The sequence below is a fragment of the Victivallis vadensis genome (assembly GCF_003096415.1).
Lineage (GTDB): Bacteria > Verrucomicrobiota > Lentisphaeria > Victivallales > Victivallaceae > Victivallis > Victivallis vadensis.
In genome coordinates this window covers 46,823-66,460 of record NZ_QEKH01000012.1, presented here as the reverse complement: position 1 = coordinate 66,460, position 19,638 = coordinate 46,823, and the positions used below count along the sequence as shown (strand labels likewise).

Here is a 19,638-nt window from a genome sequence, read left to right as displayed (position 1 = left end):
CGTCACGCCTCCCTGCCCCAGCGGCGGCGGTTCGGCCGCAGTTCACGGGCGCTGCCGTCGGCTTCCTCTTTTTTCATCACGTCCAGATAGAGCTTGGCCATCTTGAACTCCTTGCTGCAGTCGTAGTAGAAGGTGTCCCACGCGTACTGATAGGCCCACTGCAGTTCGTCGACGGTCATCTTCGCGGGCTTGAACACCACCTCCCCGGCGGTATAGCGTTTCCAGTCACGGTGCAGAATCCGCCCCTGCTCCTCAAGGCTCGCCGCGATCGACGAATGCGGGAACGGGGTCAGCACCGTGAATTCGGCGAGGTCGAGGTCGATTTCCAGCAGGAAGTCCACCAGCCGCCGGATGTCGTCGAGCGTCTGGTCATCGGTGCCGAGGATGATGGTCCCCTCCACGCCGATGCCGTGGTCCTTATAGCGCCTGATCCGGTCGCGGATGTAGTCGGAAGTGTCGAACACCGCCTGATAGACGTACCAGCAGCCCGCCTTTTCCGCCAGCTTCAGAATCTCCTCGTCATCCTTGATCGGGTGGGAGATCCACTTCTTCTTCAGCGGGGCGATCGCGCGGAACAGCTCCTTTTCCCACTCGTCGTCCTGCGCGAGGGAGTTGTCCACGATGAACAGCCGGTTGTTGTCGATCGACTCAAGCTCCTCGACCACCTTGTCGATCGGGCGCGGCCGGAACCGCCGCCCGCCGAGGTAGGGCGTGCAGCACGGGAAGCAGTTGAAACGGCAGCCGCGCGACGCATGCACCAGATCCACCATCTGAATCCCCCGGTAGTTGTAGAGGTCGCGCTTGAGGATGTCGCGCCGGGCGGTGCCGATCAGGCGGGTGTCCGGGAAGTCGCCGAGATAGTTGTAGACCTTTTTGAGACGGCCGTTTTCAAAGTCGGAGATCACCGTTTCCATCCGCCCCTCCGCCTCGCCCAGAAACACGCAGTCCGCATGTTCCGCCGCCTCCTCGGCGTGAAGCATCACAGCGATGCCGCCCATCATCACCGTTTTGCCCTCGGAACGGAAGCGGTCGGCCAGCTCGAACGCGCGCGGCGTCTGGCAGGTCAGCATGCAGGAGATGCCGACCAGGTCGCAACTCCCGCCGAAATCGATCGGCTCGACGTTTTCGTCGTAGAAACGCACTTTCACCCGTTCCGGCAGCGCGGCGGCGAACACCGTCGGGCCGACCGGCGGGAGATTGAACTCCGGCTGGTTCGGCAGCTTCGGCCATTTCGGGTAGATCAACTTCATTTCCATTTCCGATACCTCATCTCTTCAAACAACTGTTCCAGACTTGCACAATCGGGGTATTCCGGCCCCGCTCCGGGCGCGAAAACCAGAGCCGCCGCCCGTTCCTTACCGATTTCAATCGCCATCGTCAGCGTTTCGCCGCACAGCTTCGCCAGCTCGCGCGTCGAAGCGGCCCCCTTCACGTAACAGCCGGAGCCGTGCGCGCCAAGCGTGATCGCCGCCTCGCAGACCGGCGTGGAGGCGAGCGTCGCGACGAACAGCCCGCCCCGGCCGAGGTCGCGGCCGTTCGCAAGATAATCCTGCCAGTAACGGCGGTTTTCAGCGGCGCAGCCGGAACCGTTCCAGCCCAGCACCGCCGCCCGTTCCGGACGCCACGCCTCCCCGGCGTCGGCGGCGGCCAGCAGCGCCGCAAGCTGGGCGAGCCGCACCGCCTCGCAGCCGCGCCGGAAATCCTCCAGATCCCCCGCCGGCACCCAGTCGGCTCCGGCGACGAGCGTTTTCAATTCCGCGAGCGTAGCGAACCCTTCCAGGCGGCGGGCGCTCCGCAGGGTTTCGGCGACGCCCGGCGCGATCCATGCGCCTCCGGCTACGATACTCATTGCAGTTCCTCCACGATCAAAGCGGAATTGAGTCCGCCGAAACCGACATTCAGCGACAGGATCGCGCCCGCTCCGAGCGGACGCGCCGCGCCCGATACCATCTTTTCCGCACCGGGGGCCGGAGTGCGAAGCCCCGCCTGCGGCGGCATCCGGTGCAGTTTCAGCAGCTCTGCCGCGACCACCGATTGAATCACTCCCGTGGCGCCGAGGGTGTGGCCGAGATTGCCCTTCAGCGAAAAAAGCGGCGGTACATTCCCGCCGAACACCGTGTGCAGCGCATTGATTTCAGCCTCGTCGTTGTAGCGCGTGCCGGTGCCGTGGCCGATCACTCCGGCGACCGCCGGATTCCCGGCGGCTTCCAGCGCCCGCCGGATCGCTCCGGCCAGATGCCGCCCGGAGAGATCGGGCGCGGTGATGTGGGCGGCGTCGCAGCTTTCGCCCCAGCCGATGATCCGTCCGAGCGGCGTAAAACCGTGCCGTTCCGCCGCTTCCGGCGACATGAGAATCACCGCCGCCGCCGCTTCGCCGAGGGTCAGCCCGTCGCGCTCCGCGTCATAGGGACGCGCCGCCGACGCCGACAAAGCCCCGAGCGACGCGAAGCCGGAGGTCACAAATTCGCTCGCGATATCGCAGCCTGCCGCCAGCGCGCAATCGAGTTCGCCGCGCCGGACCGCTCCGGCGGCCAGCACAATCGCCTGCTGGCCGGAGGCGCACGCCGCTGCGACCAGCATCCCCCGCCTCCGCCCGAAACGATCGAGGGCGAGCTTCAGCAGCGCATCGCTGCCGTCCGCCGGCTCCGCCTCTGAATCCTGCCGTTCCAGCAGGTCGATTGCGCCGACGGTGGTCGCAAGATAGAGCGGCGCTTCCTGCGGCAGCTTCGCGGCTTCCGGGAAAGAGGCCGCCAGCAGATCAAGCAGCTTTCCCGCACGGGAACCGTCACCGCCGTCCAGCTCGTGACACAGTCCGAGCTTCACGCCCTTGCCGTCGAAGTGGCGCGGCTCCGAAAAAGCGCGCTTCCCGGCCAGCAGCGCTGCGACATTTTCCCGCACGCCGTCGCCGAGGGCGGTCGCCATCCCGGCGGCGGCGATCACCGCGTCACGCATGGAATTCCCCTTTCCGCCACCGCTCGCGGCAGGCTTCAAACAACGGCGGAGTCAACAGATACGGTTCATGGGTGCGCACATGGAAAAACATCTGCACCGTATAGCCGGTCGCCGCCGTTTCACCCTTTTCATTCAGGATCAGGTACTCCACGTTGAGCCGTGCGCCGTCGCTCCAGCACAGCGAGGCGCGCACCGTGAACTCCTCGTCCAGCACCAGCGGGATATAGTAGTCCACATGACACTGCACGATCGGCGCGCCGATGTCGCTTTTGCCGTAGTTCTCATAGGTCAGGCCGACTTTGCGCATCAGTTCGGTGTGCGCGTCCTCGAAAAACTGCAGATAGCGGCCGTGCCACGCGATCGCGAGCGCATCCACCTCGCTGAAGCGCAGTTTGCGTTTCACCTCCACGGCCACCGGGGCCGGATCGCCCGGCAAGGCGTCGAAATAGTGCTTGCGCCTTCTCATTTCATTTCCAGCTCCATCGTGAATTTGCAGACCCGTTCCCCCGGCCCGGTCGCGACCGAGCCGGAAAGGCGGCTTCCCTCAACCGCCAGCGTGAACACGCCGCTGTCACCCGGCTGCAGCGGGCGGAAAAACTTCACCTGCCCGATCGAACGGATCGCGACCGGCTTTTGCAGCGCCCGTTCCGCCAGCAGCTCCGCCGCCTGAATCAGGCAGACGCCGGGAACCAGCGGATTGCCCTCGAAATGCCCGGCAAAGCCCGGGAACTCCGGGTCGAACCGGAGTTCCGCCTCGAATTTTCCCTCCCCCGCCGCGCCGAAACGGACGATCCGCTCCTCCAACGCTTTGGCCAACAATGATTTTTCACTCAATTTTTCCTCCTTCCGGCGTCACCGTGCGGGTGCGGACCACGATCCGGCACCCGGAAGCGTCATCATCCAGAACCGCATTGCCGACGCTCCAGCGCCCGCCGGTCCGTTTCCAGTCGTAATAGCGCACCCGCCAACGCCTTTTCCAGAAACCGCGGCAGCTCTTTTCCACCAGCTGCAACGGCTTTCCGGCGAAGCGGTAACGCAATTCGTCCCCATCCGGCAGCGGCAGCGAAAACTCCACGAAACGCCCCTCCGGCGCGATCCCCTCCTGCGGCTGCGGCGCATTGCCGAGCCAGACCGCCGCCAGATCGCGGTACACACTTTGCGCCGCCGCCTCGCGGTCGCCGCCGGGGAAGTACGGGGCCAGTTCCCACCGCTCCAGAACGCCGCCCGCCCCCGCCGCCTCGAATACCTTCGCCCCGGCGGGGGCCAGCCCGGCGGCGGCCAGCCGCTCCGCCGGCAAATCGCCGCGCACCAGCGCCAGCGCCGGAACCGTGACCCGCCAGTATTCGATCGACAGATTCGCCTGCGCGCGGAACCGGGGCAGCGCCGTCCGGTTCCACTCCGCCAGCTCCGCCGCCGTTTCGGCTGGCGAAAGTTCCAGCGGAGGGTACTCCGGCGCCTCAAACACATCGCTGCGGCACCCGGCCAGCAGCACCGCCGCCAGCAGCGCCCCGGCCACCCAGCCGCGCCGCTTGAAAAGCGTCCACAGCGCCGGAACCACCAGCAGCCCGGCCGCACACGCGACGGACACCCCGACCACCAGCGCAAAGCCGGTATGGAACAGCACCGGGTGCGACGAAAACAGCAGCGCCGCCGCGCCGAACACCGTGGTAGCCGCCGAAATCCCCATCGCCGCCGGCAGCGTCGAACCGCGTCCCTCTTTCGCCGCGTACACCGCGAAAATACCGTAATCGATGGTCAGCCCGGCCAACATGATCCCGGTGAAGCAAACGATCAGATTCAGCGCCGTGCCGCAGAGCGCGAACACCGCCCCCAGTACCGCCATCGCGGTCACCGCCGGCACCGCCGCGAGGAAAGTCAGCGCCGCCGAGCGGAAGAAGAACGCCGCCAACGCCAGCACCCCCGCCGCAGCCGCCGCCAGCACCTTCAGGAAGCGCCCTCCGAAGTCGTCGGCCAGCATCTGCTCGAAAGCGCCCGGCGACACCACCGCGCACTCCGGCTCGCCCGCCGCGGCGGCGCGCACCGCCCGCACCAGCTCCGGCTCGTCCGGGAAAAAGAGCACCGCAGCATATCCGCCGCCATTTGCGCGCACCATCCGGTCCCGCACCGCCCGCACCAATGCCGGCGGCTCCGTCCCCGGCTCCGCCACTCCCTGCCGGACTCCGGCGAAGAACGGCGCGAAAAACCCGGCGGGCAGTCCCCGCTTCCGCGCTGCGGCGGCCAGTTCCCGCTCCAATCGGTCAAGATCGACGCCGCGCCATGCTGTCAGATTCTCCTGCCGCGTCTTTTCGGAGGGCCACAGGTCGGTCGGCGAAAAAGAACGCCCCGCCATCCCCGGCAGCGCCGCCAGCCGCGCCGACCACGCCTCGCCGCGCCGCGCCAGCGTCTCCGGGTCGGGCGCGAGCACCATCAGCACAGCCGGAGCCGGGGCGACCCGCCACGCCCGGTTGAACGCCGCCTCCGCCTCGATGACTTCACGCGGCGAACCGTCGAATTCCGACAGCGACAGCTTCACGCGCAGCTCCGACGCGAACCAGACCGCCGCCGCCAGCGCCACCAGCCAGACCGCCGCCGTGCGGCCCGCCCACCGCTCCGGCGGATGCGGAACCGGGAAGCGCGGCCTGCGCCCGCCGCTCCCCGGCAGCAGCGTCGGCAGCAGCAAATAGGAGAGGATCAGACTGGTCAGCAACGACGCTCCGGCGAAAATCCCGAGCTGCGCATAAGCCGCGATGCCGGTCAGCATCAGCAGCCCAAAGACGCCCACCGTGGTTGCCGCGCCGAGCAGCAGCGGCAATCCGACCCGTCCGAGCCGCCGCATCCCCATGTTGCCGTGGCGCGCCGCGTACACGTGAATGCCGTGATCCACCGCCAGCCCCAGAATGCCGCCGCCCATGCCGATGATGAAGAAGAAAAGCTCGTCGCAGAAAAGCGCCATCGCCCCGAGCACCAGCAGCGCCGCGCCGAGCGGGATCACCGGAATCCAGAAACTCTCCAGCCGCCCCCGGTAGATCGCGAAAAAGAGCAGCGCGAGGAACAGCGCCGAAAAGATACCGACCCGCGTGATATCCCTTTTCAACACCTCCTCGTTGCCGAGGGTGTGCAAGTGGGGTGCGATAATCCGGCACGCCACGCCCGGCGGCGCGTCGCGGAACTCCCGCTCCAGCGCGCCGACCAGCTCCCGGCTCGCCGCCGCGTCGGCGCTCGATGCGGTCACATCCAGTACGATCGAAGCGCGCTTGCCGTCCTCCGACACCATAAAAGGGTACAGGGGGGAAAAGGCCAGCCCCGACACCGCATTCAGCGCGTTGAGCCGCAGCATCAGCTTTCCCCGCAGTCCATAGGGATCCTCGCGCGCCATCGCGGCGGCTCCGGCGGCGGGAAACATCAATTGCCGCCGGGCATTGGCCGCCGCCCGCTCCGGATCGGCCTCCCCGGGGGCCGGAGCCGGCAGCAACTGCGGCAGGAACGACAGCAGTTCGCGCATCGAATCGGCCAGCGGCGCGGTGCGGAACCGGTAGTCCACCTGCCGCACCTGCGGCAGTGCCGCAAGGCGCGGCGCGAGCCGGTCCAGCCACGGCGCGAGCTTCGCCTGCTCGATCCCCGCGTCGCCGGTGTCGAATTCCAGCTGCACCCGGTTGGTCAGGCCGCTCTTTTGCATCACCCGGAAAGTGCGGCCCGACTCGGAGTCCGGCGGAAAGAGCTCGCCCAGATCGTTGCCGTAATTCCCGGCGAACACCGCCAGCGCGACGGCACCGGCGACCGCGGCGCAGCAAACCAGCCAGAGGAGTCTGCGGCGCCGGATCACCCGGATCAGCAGCCGGGTCAGAAAGCGTTCGACGGAGGCGGAAGCTGCCATCTCTCCCCCGGAATCGGTTGATTGTTCACCACATCACGGAACACGATCTCCATCTCGTCGCCGTTTTTCTCGACGATCCGGAGCCGCTCCACCCGGTCGAGACCGGGGCCGAACTCGAATTCGACCGTTTTCACATACTCTTTGAAAAAGCCGGCGTCCAGCGGCGTCAGCCGCAGCGACCGTTCACCGGACGTTTCGACCGTGAACTCCTTTTCCAGCGCGTCGAGGTCCGCCGACAACCAGCCGGAGAGGCTGCCGTAAATCAGCCGCAGCCACGGAATCCGCTTTGCGGAGAGCTTCAGCACCTCGCCGGAATCGCCGTCCCACTGCGCGAGGCCCTGCTCCGAAATCACGCACATGTAGCGCATCGGTTCGCGGACCAGCCACGCCATGCGCTTCCCCTTTTCCAACGCGAGGCGGCCGGTGATCGCCAGCGTCATATCCAGCGACTTGAGCCTGCGGTTCTGGATGAAGGCGGCTTCGACCGTCTCCACCTTGCCGAGGTTCGCGGCGAGCTTCTCCCGGAACTGCGCCGACAGCGGCGCGGCGCACGCCGTAGACGCCGCCAGCAGCGCGATCAGGATTCCAGTACGCATAATTTCAGCTCCCCGGAGGCGACCGTATCCGGCTCCCCCTCTTTGACGACGTTGAACGCCACGATATGCCAGCCGTCCAGCGCGGCGGTCTCCTCCAGCGACACGACCAGCCGGTCGCCGACACGGATATCGCGGAAATATTCGATCTTCCGGCAGCCGACCAGCATACCGGGCTTCACCGCGCCGTCGTTGCGGAACGCATCCGCCGCCGCGCCCGCCTGCGACACCAGCTCCGGCAGCGCGGCGCGGTCCAGCACCCCGCCGCCGTCCAGAAACCGGTTGTCCGGCCGGATCACCGCGAGCACTTCGCTGGTCTGCCCGCTCGACAGCACCTCGTCCACCATCACCATCGGCGGCTTGTGCGGCACCAGGCTGCGCGCGTCGCACGGCAAGACCGCAATCTCGCTTTCGCGCCCGATGTTGTGCCAGCAGAGCGGATCCGACGCGAGGTAGTCGCCGGTCATCTGGTAGGCGGCGCCCCGGCAGCCGTAGCACTCCTGCGCCTTGCGGCAGGTGCGGCAGGGGCCCTTGATCATCTTCCGGTAATTCTTCAGGTCGCGGATCACGCTGCTGTCGAAAAGGATGTCCCGGACCGGCCGCTCCGCGGCGCTGCCGAGCTTCGTGGTCACGCCGACGCACGGCATCACGTCGCCGGACGCATTCACCAGACACGAATAAATATGGCGGAAACACTTCCCGCCGACCAGCGGCGGCTGCGGCTCCCAGCAAAAGCCGAACTGCGCGTCGATCGCGGCGATCTCCTCGAACACCTGCCGGAGCCGGGCCGGCTCCACCATCAGATGGCGGTTTTCCAGCATCCGTCCCTGCGGCGTCATCATTTCAAAGTAGGGCAGGATCTCCCGCTCGCGCAAGTAACGCCACAGCGCGGGCATCCCGTCCACGTTTTCCGAACAGATCACCGAACTGGCCGCCACTCTTCCCGCACCGCAGCCCGCTTCGCGCAGCAGCCGGAGCGCCCGCTGCGCCAGCTCCAGCGCCTCCGGTTCGCCGGTCATGCGCGCCTGCACCGCCGGGTCGAGTGAATTGAGCTTGACCACCACCCGGCAGTTGTGCGCGGCGAACATCCGCGCCGCGGCCTCGTCGAGCAGCGCGCCGTTGGTGAAGATCTCCGCCCCCATGCCGAGGGAGTTCACCAGCTCGATTTTCCGTTCCAGCTCCGGGTAGAGCAGCGGTTCGCCGCCGAGGATCACCACCTTGCGCGCGCCCAGCTCCGCCGCCTGCCGGATCACCGAATCGGCCAGTTCGGAACTCATCTCCGGCAGTTCCGTCTCCGGGTCGCCCGCGTAACAGTACGGACAGCGGTAGTTGCAGAGCCGGTTGAATTCTATCTCGATCGACAGCAGCCGGTTCGCGGCGGCCGCCTCGCGGATTTCGGCATCGGTAAAATCAAATATCGCGGAATCGAACATCTCACTTACTCCGTAATGCGCCGGTCGAAAAACCGCACCGGCTTGCGCGACACGCCGAACACCCTCGCATGCGCATCCTCCAGCCTGACCCGGCGCACCGGCACGTGGATGCGGGTACGGCCGTACAGCCGGGCGGCGACCTCCTCAAGGGCGATGCCCGGCTCCTTCAGCGCGACGAAAATCTCCACCTCGTCGGAGAGGCCGCGCCCGGAAACCTCCAGATAGTATTCGGCCACCTCCGGCATCCCGTCCAGCGCGGCGAAGAACGAATTCGGGAACAGCGTCGTGCCCCGGATCTTCAGCATCTGCGCCTTGCGCCCGAGAACCGGCCCGAGCCGCAGGGTATGGCGGCCGCACGGACACGGCTCCGGCACCAGAAAGCTCACGTCGCCGGTCCGGAACCGCACCAGCGGCATTCCCGCGACCTGCAGCGGCGTGACCGTGACCTCCCCCGGAACGCCCGGCGGCAGCGGCTTGCCCGCCTCGTCCAGAATCTCCACAATCGCGAGATCGGCGGGGGGATGCCCGCCGGAACGGGCGGAACACTCGGTGAAGCTGGTCACAATTTCGCTCGAAGCGTAGGTCGAGTGAATCCGGTCCGGCCACAACTCGTTGAGCCGTTCGCCGAGCGGAGTCAGTTCGAGCCGCCGGTTGCGCATCGGTTCGCCGATGCACACGAGCGTGCGGATCGAACTGTCGTCGATCCGGTTCTCGCGCAGGTAGTTGCCGAGCCGCACCAGAAAGCTGGGCACGCCGACCACCGCCTGCGGCTTCTGGAACCGGATGATTTCCGCATGGCTCTCGATGGTGTTGAGCCCGTTGCGGATCGCCGCCGCCCCCAGTTTCACCACCCCGTTGTAATAGGCCAGCCCGGCGATGAAGCAGCGGTCGATGGTGCAGGTCAACAGCACCCGGTCTCCCGCCCGCATCCCGGCGGCGAGGAAGCCGAGCGCGTCGTTGTAGCCGAGCCGGTCGAGGTCGCTCCGGGTGTAGCAGATCCGGCACGGGACGCCGGTGGTGCCGCTGGTGAAGCTGATATCCGAAATTTCCTCCTCCGGCACCGCCGTGAAATCGTCGTTACATTCGGCGAGGTCCTGCTTGGAGGTGGTGGGAAAGAGCGCCAGCTCCTCCAGCGAAACCTCCCGCTCCGGCAGCCCGGCGAACCGCCTGCGGTAGAACGGCGAACGGCTCCGGCAGCGGGCGAGGTGCTCATTCAGCAGCTTCGTCTGAATCTGCCGGATCTCCTCCGGGGGCGCAAAATCAATCGCCTGCTCCAACCTGAAATAGTCACTCATCGCTCGCAATTCCCTCCATTCGCTCGATCTCCCGCTGAATCCGGGACCGAATGTGATTCTTCAATAAAAACGCGTTGCCGAAGCTCCGTACCTCCTCCGGCGCCAGCGGCGGCAACAACCGCACCCGGATCCGTCCGCACCGGAACCGGAACCGCCGGTCCGGCAGCTCCTCGTTGCCGACGATGCAGCACGGGTAGATCACCGCCCCCAGCTCCCGCGCGGCCTTGAACACCCCGCTGCGGAACTGGTTCATCCGGCGGCTGCCCGAGCGCGTCCCCTCCGGGAACGCCGCGACCGACACCCCGCGCTCCAGCATCCGCCCCATCCGGTCGCGCGCTTCTTCGTAGCTCAGTTTCGTCGTGTCGATATAGCCGCCGCGCCGCGCGAAAAAGCCGAAGAACGGCAGCCGCATCGGCCAGCCGTTCACCGCCTGGATCACCGGAATGTTCAACGTCGCGACCAGGAACGGGTCCGAAGCTGAACGGTGGTTGAATACATAAATCCCCGGCCGCGTCTCCCCGGCCGCGCCGTCTTCAAACTTCACGCGCACAAAGGGCCACACCGCCCGGTAGACCATCACGCGCCCGTACTGCAGAATCACCCACCGGGAAAACCGTCCCCGCGCCTCTTCCGGCAGCAGTGACGCCACACAGAACGGCAGCAGCATCACCGCGCAATACCCAACGGTCCAGAGCAGCATCGACGTGTAAATCAGCGGTGTCGGCCGCCATTGCGCCATCGTCATTTCTTCAGGTTCGCGGCGAACTCCGGCCGTTCCTTCGCCAGTTTCACGAAAAATTCATACACGTCGCCGAGGGTCACGATCTTGCGGATCTCCTCGTTCTGCCGCAGCGGAATCCCGAACTTGCGCTGAAGCCCGATCATCAGATCGACGATGTCGAGGCTGTCCAGCCCGAGGTCGTCAAAAATCTTCTTCTCCGCCGTCAGCTCCGCCGGGTCCAGTTCAAACTGCTCGACGAAGATCGAATTGATTTCGGCTATGATCTCTTCTCTGGTCATGTTTCCGTATTTCCCGATTCTATAATGAATTATGATAATTTCTTACCGATCAGCACCGCGTTCACTCCGCCGAACGCGATGCAGCACTTCGCAAAAGCGCCGATCCGCTTTTCACGCGGCGCGACGGGCAAATCCAGTCCGGCGCACTCCGCGCCGACCCGCTCCAGATTCAGCGTCGGCACCACCACGCCGCGGCGCGCCATCTCGCACACCGCCGCCAGTTCGATCGCCCCGGAAGCCCCCAGCGTATGGCCGAGATGCCCCTTCAGACTCGATACCGGAACCCCACCGCCGAACACGTTCCGCAGCGCGGCGGCCTCCTCGCGGTCCCCCGCCACGGTGGCGGTCGCATGGGCGCTCACATAGTCGATTCCGGCAGGCTCCAGCCCCGCATCCGCCAGCGCCAGCTTCAGGCAGCGTTCGATCGAGGCAGCGTCGGACTGGCTCACATGCACCCCGCTGCAATTGGTCGCATAGCCGGTCAGCTCCAGCAGCAGCGGCGCACCGCGACGCACCGCGTGGCCGTACTCCTCAAGCACCAGGATTCCGGCCCCCTCGCCGCAGACCAGCCCGCGCCGGTCCGCATCGAACGGCCGCGAAGCCCGCTCCGGCTCCACGTCGCCGCCCGCCAGTGCAAAGAGCTGCTCAAAAGAGCCGGCCACCGCCGGAGTCGCTTCGTCGGAACCGCCCGCGAGCATCACATCCTGTTTGCCGAGCTGAATTTGCTCCATCGCCGCCCCGACCGACTGCAGCCCGGAAGCGCACGCCGAACAGGGCGAAAGCTGCACTCCGTTGATGCCGAGCAAGTTCGCCACGTTGAACGCCGACGAATGCGATGCGCACTTGAAAAACTGCGTCGCGGGCATCTCCTCGCGGCGGCCCGAAAGCAGCAGCGCCGTCGCCTCGACGATGCTCGAAGAGCTGCCCATCGTCGAACTCACCGCGCAGCCGGTGCGGCCGGAGCCGAGCAGCTCCGCATCCAGCCCGCTCTCCTCCGCCGCCTGCAAAGCCGCCAACGACGCGAACAGCGCCGCCGGGCCCATCGAGCGCCGGAACTTGCGGTTGATCCGCTTCGCGATCTCCGGGTCAAGCTCCACCGGGGCGGCCAGCGGCACGCCCGGCAGTTCGGCGCACCACTCCGGCATCCGGCGCACCGCGCAGCGGCCCGCCAGCAATGCTTCAAAGAGTTCGGCGCGGCTGCCGCCGAGGGCGCTGACCACGCCCGCGCCGGTAACCACCACCCGTCGTTTTTCCATATTCATTCTCCCTTTCGTCACCGCAGCCGCGCCTCGATCAGTTTCCAGTACGCGGCCTCCCCGGCGACCTGCCGGAACATCAGAAAAGAGGCCATCATCGTGCCGAGCATCCCGGGAATCAGCGCGCTCTGCCCGATTGCGTAAAAATTCCGCACCGGCAGCCGTCCGAAAATCCGGGAACACCCCAGCTTCTGGCGCACGCCGTAAGCGCAGCCGGTCGGCGGCGCATAGTCGCGGCAGGTCAGCAGCGAAGAGGTCGCTCTCCAGTCGATCCTGCCGCGCAATCCGGGATAGACCCGGTACACTTCATCATAAATCTTCTGCGCATAACGCTCTTTGTATTCAAAATACGCGGCGTCGCGCTTTTCGCTCCAGCGGGCGGTCGCCTCCGGCCACACGCTGCCGAACGCGGTGAAAGTCCGGACCGGCTTCCCCGCCGCGTCCCGCTCCTCCGCGATCACCATGCCGGTGCCGGTGCCGCCGCCGCCCGGCAGCAGAATCCGGTTCAGGTCGGGTGTGGAGAGGTACGAAGTCAATTCCGGCACCGCCTCTGCGGCCGGATCGATCACGCCGGAAACCGTAAAGAAACCGCAGCTGTCCTCCATCTCCCCGACCCGGCGGCGGAAGAACGCATTCACCGCCTCCGGCGGCAGCAGTTCCAGAATCGCCTTCGGGTGAATCGCCAGAAACGCATCGTCGAATTCCAGTTCCGAACCGTCGCTCAATACCGCCCGGCGGCACTCGCGGCGGCCGACCACTTCGGGGCACTTCGCGATGCGCACTCCGGTACGCACCTCGATTCCCAATTTTTCCGCCTCGCGCCGGAAGCCGTCGATAAAGGCGTCTCCCCCGCGCTCCACCCGCGCGATATGGTTGCCCAGCCCGAAGCTGACCCGGCAATGGTTCGTGACCGAGGATTCGCACGGGGGCGTGCCGTGACACATCGCCGCGCTGCCGAGCGCCGCGCGCAGCTCGCCCGCAACGCCGAGCCGGTCGAAAAACTCGTCCAGCGTCATCAGGTCGTACTCGTTGAGCATCAGCTTCTCCGCCAGGTCGCGGTCGCGCAGGTCGAACATCGGAGTATGCTCCACCACCGCCTTTTCGCATTTGTAATAGCCGTAAACCGCGTCGCGCTTTTCCGGAAATTCCGAGGCGAGGTAATCGGCGAGCGCATCGACGCCGCCGCCGGGCAGCTCCAGCCTGCGGCCGGATTCGCCGAAAAAGATCCGGCTGCGGAACGGCGCTTCTTTGACCATGTCGTCAATTCCGAGCACCTGCAGCATCTGCGCGAGCACATTCTCAAAACCGCCGGTGAAGTGGAACCCCGTGTCGAACGGCACGCCGCCGCGCCGGAAACGCTGCATGAAGCCGCCGATCTTCGGGCACGCCTCAAGCAGCGTCACGCGCCGCCCCGCCGCCGCCAGCAGCAGCGCCATGCTCATGCCGCCGATACCGCCGCCGACCACGACCGAATGTACTCCGGAATGCCCCACCCCTTTTCGCTCCTTTTCAGATGACCAGTCCGCCGTTGACGGCGATCACCTGACCGTGGATATAACTGCTGTCCGGCCCGCACAGGAAACTGACCGCGCCGGCGACCTCCGCGGCCTCCCCCGCCCGGTTCAACGGAATCAGCGGCAGCACCCGCTCCTCCGGAATCTCCCGCGTCATTTCGGTATGGATGAAACCGGGCGCGACCGCGTTGACCAGCACGCCCTTGCGCCCGACTTCGCGCGCCAGCGCCTTCACCGCGCCGATCAGCGCCGCCTTGGAGGCGGAGTAGTTCACCTGCCCCGCCTGCCCGGTCTGCCCGGAGGCGGAACTGACCGCGACGATCCGGCCGCGCTTTTTCGCGAGCATCCCGAACACCAGCGGCTGGATGGTATTGTAAAAACCGTTCACATTGGTTTCGATCACCTCGTCCCACTCCCGCGGGGACATGAACGCCATCAGATTGTCGCGCGCGATTCCGGCGTTGTAAACCGCGACTTCGGGAGCGCCGCCGTCGCCGAACACCCGTTCCAGCTCCCGCCGCACCGCTTCACGGTCGCGCACATCGAAAGCCAGCAGCGTGAATTTCCGCCCCGCCGCCGCGACCTGCCGCGCCAGTTCTTCCGAATCCGGCCCCGCCTGCCGCGCGGTCGCCGCGATATCGAATCCATCCTCCGCCAGCCGCTGCGAAATGGCGCGGCCGATGCCGCGGCAGCCGCCGATCACCAGCGCGATTCTGTTGCCATCCGAACTTTCACGTTTCATTGAATGTGCGGTTTACCTTATATTTCATCTGATAAAATAACTCATAGCCATCCGTTTAATATAACCGCCGCCGCCGGAAAAATCAACCTTTTTCCGCGTCATTCCCGGAAAGCAGACCGGTTTCGCTCCGTTGCTTTCCCTCCTGACGGTTTCTGCCGGAAAAATTCGTCACAACTTCGGAAAATCAACTTCAAAAGCGATTTTTTTTCGATGTTTTTTCACATTTTTTCCTTCCAGCTATTGACATTGAGTTTTTTTCCGGTATAATATTTGTAGATTTTGATGATGGTTTAGTCATTTTTCGATTGGATCTTATTTATTCAAAGTATTGCTAAGTCTACAATTTTCAGCCAGTTGGCACCGTTTTCCAGATTTCGGAAGACGTTTCCTTTAATCTCGCCGGCGATTCCCGACATCAGCATTCCGCCTGTATTCCCCTGACGGTTCGGCATTTTCCAGCGCAGATTCAACCAGAAGTTTAAACCATCGGGGCACAGGCGACAAGATCAACAGGGATTCCGGGGGGTCCGGAAAACCGGAACAATGAAGAGAGAAAGGAATGAGTGAGGATGAACATCTACGTGGGCAATCTGCCGTACTCCACCGACCGTGACGAATTGAAGTCGACCTTCGGCGCTTTCGGCGAAGTCAGCACCGCCCGGATCGTAACCGATCGTGAATCCGGCAAATCCAAAGGCTTCGGCTTTGTCGAAATGCCGAACGACAACGAAGCCCGCCAGGCGATCGAAGAGCTGAACGGCAAGGAGATCGGCGGCCGCAAGGCGGTCGTGAATGAAGCGCGTCCGCGCGAAGAGCGTCCGCGGGGCAACTTCGGCGGTGAGCGCCGCGGCGGTTTCGGCGGCGGAGACGGCGGCAGCCGCTGGTAATCCCACCGCAACAGCCAAAGACGTTCCCCGACCGGAACGTCTTTTTTCATGCCCGCTCCACTCCGGTTCCGCCGCCAGTCACATTTAACCAGGGAAATATCATGGATATCCATTTTTTGCATGATTATAATCTGTACAATATCAACATGTCATCAAAGGAAATTGTTCTTTCATTTTCTGAATGCTTTACAGAAACGCCCAGACTTTACAATATCCATCTGATTGATATTCAATATTTTTATTGTTCGGAACTCAAAGAGGGAAATATCATTCTGGATATCGAGATCTTTGAATTGAAAAATATCACGCGGGATGATTTTGATAAAATCTTCATCAAAGAAACAGACGGCACTAAGGTTCGTTTTGATGAGTATTCCGGGAAATATGTGTTTTATTTATATTCAAGCTATGGATGTTACATTAAAGCGATTGTCCAGAAAATCATCACAACGGCGGTAGAAAATGGCGAAGAAAAAACTTTGCAATAAACCGGCACCCAGCCAAAATTGAGAAATGACAGAACGTCACTCGTGCCTCATCTGCGGCAAACAACCGGCTGCCGGCTCGCAACTTATCCCGGACCTTCAAATCACTTCAATTGCCTTTTATCGAAAATCAGACATGCCGATTGCTTTGCTCCGCCGAATCGGTGAACTAAATAAATACAGTGATATGGTATTATCCCCTTTTTTTGCTCCACGTAAATAAATATATCCTTGATTTCGATCAGCAGGCCCGAGGTATTGATTATGATCTCATACAAATCTTCATCGGCATCATAAATCATCTGCTGGTATTTAAAACGACTCGGCAGACCTCCTCCGTAAACAGGCTGATATTTTGCTTTCAACATTTTTTCTGTTACCTGCGACTGCGGAACACCAATGAGCTTAAATGTAATCCGGATGTTTTCATTTCTTTTGTCGAACTGAAAATCAAGCAGCTGCAACATACGATGCTTTGCCTGAAGAACAATCATGGACTCTGCGATAAACCATAAAAGCCACATTAAGGGGAAGCAGGGAAGTACCCAGGGCCACCAAGTGCTGAACAAAAGATTCCGAAAAGCAACATTTTCCTGATATAATGGGATATAAATACCTCCAATAAATAGAGATAAAAATATTATTCCTCCAATTTGAACCAATGGTGGTCCCCCAAGCCTTACAGGTTTCAATACTTTCATTTCCATAGCAAATGTATATTGGTGCTGCTTGTAAGGAAAGTGGGAGAAACGGCGCATTCTTCAAAACACGCAGCAATGCCTTATCCCTGTCATAATTGCTCTGACGCATCGCATGGCCGAAACCGTGTCACCGCTGGCAGTTCCATCATACCGGCCTTCATGATATGACGGTTTACCACTCCTTCGGCGACGGGGTCACTACATTCCCGTTCTCATCCTCGTAGGCGACCTGATTAAAATCGAGCCAGTCTTTCAGGGCTTCGACCTCGGCCTGCTCGGAAAAGTCGTACCACTCCTGCAGAAGTCCCCGCTCACACAAAAAGTCTTTCCAGTTGCCGTAGGCGCCCCGGTGCGAAAAAATTCGTTCGACTTCGTCCTGCTCCGGCCCGCTCAGCAGAAAGCTGCATAATCATACGCTTCCTGAATCTCATTGAATTTCAGCACAGGCACCTCCTTATGTTATGCGAGCAATGCGTTGAGTTTCGAATAGATGCGCAGCGCGTTTTCCCGGAAAACCAGATTGTGAGCCTTCTCCGGCACCAGACGGCGCAGCACGGTCAGGTAGGCTTCAAGGTTCACCAGCGGCCAGTCGGTGCCGTACATGAATTTGCCGTAATCCGACAGGTAGTTCATCCATGTTTTCAGATGCTGGAGGTAGCCGGAATAGTCGTTCCAGAACCACTCCGGGTCGAAGTTCCCGACCGCGAGGCCGGAGAGGTCGATGAACACATTCGGATTCTTCGCCGCCACCTCGGTCGCGTCGATCACCCACGGATTCCCGTAGTGCGCCATCACGAAGCGCACCCGGGGAAAGTTCACCGCCACCTCGTCCACCGTCAGCGGATGCGAATACTTGACCAGCGCGTTGGCCGTCGCGGTATCGCCGGTGTGGATCGCGACCGGCACATCGTAATGTTCGGCCAGTTCGTAAAGCGGATAGTGCAACGGATCGTTCAGATAACGGCGGTTGTAGCCGGGATACATCTTGATTCCGACGCAGTGCGGATCGCGCAGCCGCTCCTCGAACAGCGCGACGGACCGCTTCTGATTGGCCTTGTTCAGCACGTCGCTCTCCACGCCAGCACAATAGGCGATGCGCCGGGGCTGGCCGTAGCGGACCGGATCAAACGGACCGGCCAGATTGACCGTCATCGGCAGGCACTCCCCCTCCGGCGAACCGCCGCGCCCGGCCCCCATCGCGACCGCCGCCTCAATGCCGAGCCGGTCGAATTCGGCCAGCAGATGTTCGGCGCTGTTGATATGCCCGGCTTCGCGGGCCCGCTCGTCGAAACCGTCGAACTTTGAAAAGTGCAGATGCGCATCGATAATCTTCATAATACACCAATCCTCCTCAGGAGGAGATAATATACCATTCCGGCGGCGGAAGTTCAAGAACTTACCACCTGCCCGAAGCGCCGCCTCCTCCGAAGCCGCCTCCGCCGCCGGAAAAACCGCCTCCCCCGCCGCCACGGAAGCCGCCGCCTTCGAAACCACCAGAGTGGCAGGAGTATGACGAACCACCTTTGGTTTTAAGCGAAAATTTCCGTATTTCTTTTGGAGACTGTGGCTTCAATACCCATTTGCCAAACTTATAGACAGACCAGCCGACCGCAGTCACAAAAGCTGCCAATATTCCCCAGAATATCAATCCGTCTTTTGCAGTCGGGCCATTTCCCGTCCCGATAAACCCCTGCAAATGCCGGATCGCCTGCGCCACGGCCTGTGCATACTGCTTTTCCCGGAAACCAGGCGCCATCGCACGGATCACATCACCGGCACGGGCATCGGTAACCAGATGCTCCCAGCCATAGCCGACTTCCAAACGCATCTGCCGCTCCGGCGGTACGATCAGCAGCAATATACCATTGTCCTTTCCCTGATAACCGAGTTTCCATGCTTCGGCCACTCGGATCGAGAAATCCTCGATCGGTTCACCATCCAGCGTCGGCACCGTCAACACCGCCATCTGCCCGCCGGTGATCCGTTCAAACGCCTCCAACTGCTCCGTCAGTTCCCGCCGATCGCTTTCCGGGAAAATTCCCGCCCTGTCCACCACCCGGCCGGTCAGCGCCGGCACATCCGTCACAGCCCATACCGAAAAGGTGAACACCGCCACCCAAACCGCAAGCATAAACTTCCGCATCCAGCCCCGCCTCCTTCCGTAACAATTCTTGATTCACCACTTGCCCGAAGCGCCGCCTCCTCCGAAGCCGCCTCCGCCGCCGGAAAAACTGCCTCCCCCGCCGCCACGGAAGCCGCCGCCTCCGCCGAAGCCGCCGCCGCCCAGGAAGAAGAAGCCGCGCCCCCGTCCGAGGACCAGCAGCAGGATCACCACAAAGACGATGATCGCCGCCACGGGGCTGTCCCCCGAATCGCGCCGTTTCGGCGGAACCGGCTGCCCTTCCGGCGCTTTCCCGGTCACGAACTCCTGCACCTTGCCGACCGCGTAAACCGCGCCGTCGGCATAATTTCCGGCACGGAAAAACGGCGCCATATCCCGGATCACATCCCCGGCCTTCGCATCGTTGATCTCGCCTTCCCAGCCGTAACCGATTTCAAGCCGCATTTCGCGGTCATCCGGCACGATCACCAGAATCGCGCCGTTATCCTTGCCCTTGCGCCCGATCTTCCACGCTTCGGCCACCCGGATCGAAAAATCCTCGATCGGTTCGCCGTCCAGCGTCGGAACCGTCAGCACCGCCATCTGCCCGCCGGAGGCGTTCTCCAGCGCCAGCACCGCCGCCTCCACCCGCGACGCTCCCGCGCCGAACACCCCGGCCCGGTCGACCACCCGGCCGGTCAGCGGCGGCACCTCCACCGCTCCCAGCCACAGCGCGCCGCACAGCGCGACCGCCGCCAGAATGATTTTGCCGTATGTTCTCATCG

General features: G+C 63.2%; 21 protein-coding genes. 2 read left to right on the top strand and 19 right to left on the bottom strand.

Annotated elements, in window-relative coordinates:
• Positions 1-2: 2 nt before the first annotated feature.
• From C8D82_RS08760 to fabG, 14 genes are read right to left on the bottom strand one after another with little or no spacing between them, the layout of a single operon-like run.
• Positions 3-1,256, bottom strand: a complete 1,254-nt coding sequence (locus C8D82_RS08760; protein ID WP_116883901.1) for a B12-binding domain-containing radical SAM protein — start codon at positions 1,254-1,256, stop codon at positions 3-5.
• Positions 1,247-1,849, bottom strand: coding sequence for a hypothetical protein (locus C8D82_RS08755; protein ID WP_116883900.1), 603 nt, complete (start codon positions 1,847-1,849; stop codon positions 1,247-1,249). Before C8D82_RS08755 ends, C8D82_RS08760 begins: the two co-directional genes overlap by 10 nt.
• Complete coding sequence (locus tag C8D82_RS08750) at positions 1,846-2,952, bottom strand: beta-ketoacyl synthase N-terminal-like domain-containing protein (protein ID WP_116883899.1); 1,107 nt, start codon at positions 2,950-2,952, stop codon at positions 1,846-1,848. Before C8D82_RS08750 ends, C8D82_RS08755 begins: the two co-directional genes overlap by 4 nt.
• Entirely contained in the window at positions 2,945-3,418 is a 474-nt protein-coding gene (locus C8D82_RS08745; protein WP_116883898.1) for an acyl-CoA thioesterase, read from the bottom strand. The genes C8D82_RS08750 and C8D82_RS08745 overlap by 8 nt, the downstream gene beginning before the upstream one ends.
• On the bottom strand, positions 3,415-3,786 hold the full coding sequence (locus C8D82_RS08740) for an ApeI family dehydratase (protein WP_116883897.1): 372 nt from the start codon (positions 3,784-3,786) through the stop codon (positions 3,415-3,417). The genes C8D82_RS08745 and C8D82_RS08740 overlap by 4 nt, the downstream gene beginning before the upstream one ends.
• Positions 3,779-6,826: an MMPL family transporter gene (locus C8D82_RS08735; RefSeq protein WP_116883896.1), complete on the bottom strand. Its 3,048-nt coding sequence runs from the start codon at positions 6,824-6,826 to the stop codon at positions 3,779-3,781. Before C8D82_RS08735 ends, C8D82_RS08740 begins: the two co-directional genes overlap by 8 nt.
• Positions 6,793-7,422, bottom strand: coding sequence for a LolA family protein (locus C8D82_RS08730; protein WP_116883895.1), 630 nt, complete (start codon positions 7,420-7,422; stop codon positions 6,793-6,795). Before C8D82_RS08730 ends, C8D82_RS08735 begins: the two co-directional genes overlap by 34 nt.
• A complete protein-coding gene (locus tag C8D82_RS08725; protein ID WP_116883894.1) occupies positions 7,404-8,852 on the bottom strand; it encodes an ApeP family dehydratase in 1,449 nt (482 codons plus the stop codon). Before C8D82_RS08725 ends, C8D82_RS08730 begins: the two co-directional genes overlap by 19 nt.
• 5 nt (positions 8,853-8,857) lie before the next feature.
• Positions 8,858-10,147 (bottom strand): phenylacetate--CoA ligase family protein, encoded by a 1,290-nt coding sequence (locus tag C8D82_RS08720; protein ID WP_116883893.1) that lies wholly within the window; start codon positions 10,145-10,147, stop codon positions 8,858-8,860.
• On the bottom strand, positions 10,140-10,886 hold the full coding sequence (locus tag C8D82_RS08715; protein WP_165832952.1) for a lysophospholipid acyltransferase family protein: 747 nt from the start codon (positions 10,884-10,886) through the stop codon (positions 10,140-10,142). Before C8D82_RS08715 ends, C8D82_RS08720 begins: the two co-directional genes overlap by 8 nt.
• Before the next feature lie 2 nt (positions 10,887-10,888).
• Entirely contained in the window at positions 10,889-11,167 is a 279-nt protein-coding gene (locus C8D82_RS08710; RefSeq protein ID WP_116883891.1) for a phosphopantetheine-binding protein, read from the bottom strand.
• A gap of 29 nt (positions 11,168-11,196) precedes the next feature.
• A complete protein-coding gene (locus tag C8D82_RS08705; protein WP_165832951.1) occupies positions 11,197-12,423 on the bottom strand; it encodes a beta-ketoacyl-[acyl-carrier-protein] synthase family protein in 1,227 nt (408 codons plus the stop codon).
• 17 nt (positions 12,424-12,440) lie between these two features.
• Positions 12,441-13,916 (bottom strand): phytoene desaturase family protein, encoded by a 1,476-nt coding sequence (locus C8D82_RS08700; protein WP_116883889.1) that lies wholly within the window; start codon positions 13,914-13,916, stop codon positions 12,441-12,443.
• A 16-nt stretch (positions 13,917-13,932) separates the two neighbouring features.
• Positions 13,933-14,679, bottom strand: a complete 747-nt coding sequence (gene fabG, locus C8D82_RS08695) for a 3-oxoacyl-ACP reductase FabG (protein ID WP_116883888.1) — start codon at positions 14,677-14,679, stop codon at positions 13,933-13,935.
• A gap of 569 nt (positions 14,680-15,248) precedes the next feature.
• Here fabG and C8D82_RS08690 point away from each other — a divergent pair.
• Both C8D82_RS08690 and C8D82_RS08685 read left to right on the top strand, forming a co-directional pair.
• On the top strand, positions 15,249-15,566 hold the full coding sequence (locus C8D82_RS08690; RefSeq protein ID WP_116883887.1) for an RNA recognition motif domain-containing protein: 318 nt from the start codon (positions 15,249-15,251) through the stop codon (positions 15,564-15,566).
• A 101-nt stretch (positions 15,567-15,667) separates the two neighbouring features.
• Complete coding sequence (locus C8D82_RS08685; protein WP_116883886.1) at positions 15,668-16,054, top strand: hypothetical protein; 387 nt, start codon at positions 15,668-15,670, stop codon at positions 16,052-16,054.
• A 101-nt stretch (positions 16,055-16,155) separates the two neighbouring features.
• On the opposite strand, the gene C8D82_RS08680 is transcribed toward C8D82_RS08685, so the two are convergent.
• The 5 genes from C8D82_RS08680 to C8D82_RS08665 all read right to left on the bottom strand — a co-directional run bounded on the left by C8D82_RS08680 (position 16,156) and on the right by C8D82_RS08665 (position 19,636).
• A complete protein-coding gene (locus C8D82_RS08680) occupies positions 16,156-16,752 on the bottom strand; it encodes a hypothetical protein (RefSeq protein WP_133245119.1) in 597 nt (198 codons plus the stop codon).
• A gap of 172 nt (positions 16,753-16,924) precedes the next feature.
• Positions 16,925-17,071, bottom strand: a complete 147-nt coding sequence (locus C8D82_RS21170) for a hypothetical protein (protein WP_165832950.1) — start codon at positions 17,069-17,071, stop codon at positions 16,925-16,927.
• Between the two features lie 140 nt (positions 17,072-17,211).
• Entirely contained in the window at positions 17,212-18,087 is an 876-nt protein-coding gene (locus C8D82_RS08675; protein ID WP_116883884.1) for an amidohydrolase family protein, read from the bottom strand.
• Between the two features lie 61 nt (positions 18,088-18,148).
• Positions 18,149-18,862: a TPM domain-containing protein gene (locus tag C8D82_RS21165; RefSeq protein ID WP_165832949.1), complete on the bottom strand. Its 714-nt coding sequence runs from the start codon at positions 18,860-18,862 to the stop codon at positions 18,149-18,151.
• 66 nt (positions 18,863-18,928) lie between these two features.
• The gene (locus C8D82_RS08665) at positions 18,929-19,636 is read right to left on the bottom strand and encodes a TPM domain-containing protein (protein WP_116883883.1); all 708 of its coding nucleotides are present in this window, start codon (positions 19,634-19,636) and stop codon (positions 18,929-18,931) included.
• Between the last annotated feature and the right edge of the window lie 2 nt (positions 19,637-19,638).

Bases quoted from the DNA above. Each gene is read 5' to 3' on its own strand.
- C8D82_RS08760 (WP_116883901.1), bottom strand. From the start codon at position 1,256: ATGGAAATGAAGTTGATCTACCCGAAATGGCCGAAGCTGCCGAACCAG.
- C8D82_RS08755 (WP_116883900.1), bottom strand. From the start codon at position 1,849: ATGAGTATCGTAGCCGGAGGCGCATGGATCGCGCCGGGCGTCGCCGAA.
- C8D82_RS08750 (WP_116883899.1), bottom strand. From the start codon at position 2,952: ATGCGTGACGCGGTGATCGCCGCCGCCGGGATGGCGACCGCCCTCGGC.
- C8D82_RS08745 (WP_116883898.1), bottom strand. From the start codon at position 3,418: ATGAGAAGGCGCAAGCACTATTTCGACGCCTTGCCGGGCGATCCGGCC.
- C8D82_RS08735 (WP_116883896.1), bottom strand. From the start codon at position 6,826: ATGGCAGCTTCCGCCTCCGTCGAACGCTTTCTGACCCGGCTGCTGATC.
- C8D82_RS08730 (WP_116883895.1), bottom strand. From the start codon at position 7,422: ATGCGTACTGGAATCCTGATCGCGCTGCTGGCGGCGTCTACGGCGTGC.
- C8D82_RS08725 (WP_116883894.1), bottom strand. From the start codon at position 8,852: ATGTTCGATTCCGCGATATTTGATTTTACCGATGCCGAAATCCGCGAG.
- C8D82_RS08720 (WP_116883893.1), bottom strand. From the start codon at position 10,147: ATGAGTGACTATTTCAGGTTGGAGCAGGCGATTGATTTTGCGCCCCCG.
- C8D82_RS08715 (WP_165832952.1), bottom strand. From the start codon at position 10,886: ATGGCGCAATGGCGGCCGACACCGCTGATTTACACGTCGATGCTGCTC.
- C8D82_RS08710 (WP_116883891.1), bottom strand. From the start codon at position 11,167: ATGACCAGAGAAGAGATCATAGCCGAAATCAATTCGATCTTCGTCGAG.
- C8D82_RS08705 (WP_165832951.1), bottom strand. From the start codon at position 12,423: ATGGAAAAACGACGGGTGGTGGTTACCGGCGCGGGCGTGGTCAGCGCC.
- fabG (WP_116883888.1), bottom strand. From the start codon at position 14,679: ATGAAACGTGAAAGTTCGGATGGCAACAGAATCGCGCTGGTGATCGGC.
- C8D82_RS08690 (WP_116883887.1), top strand. From the start codon at position 15,249: ATGAACATCTACGTGGGCAATCTGCCGTACTCCACCGACCGTGACGAA.
- C8D82_RS08685 (WP_116883886.1), top strand. From the start codon at position 15,668: ATGGATATCCATTTTTTGCATGATTATAATCTGTACAATATCAACATG.
- C8D82_RS08680 (WP_133245119.1), bottom strand. From the start codon at position 16,752: ATGAAAGTATTGAAACCTGTAAGGCTTGGGGGACCACCATTGGTTCAA.
- C8D82_RS08675 (WP_116883884.1), bottom strand. From the start codon at position 18,087: ATGAAGATTATCGATGCGCATCTGCACTTTTCAAAGTTCGACGGTTTC.
- C8D82_RS08665 (WP_116883883.1), bottom strand. From the start codon at position 19,636: ATGAGAACATACGGCAAAATCATTCTGGCGGCGGTCGCGCTGTGCGGC.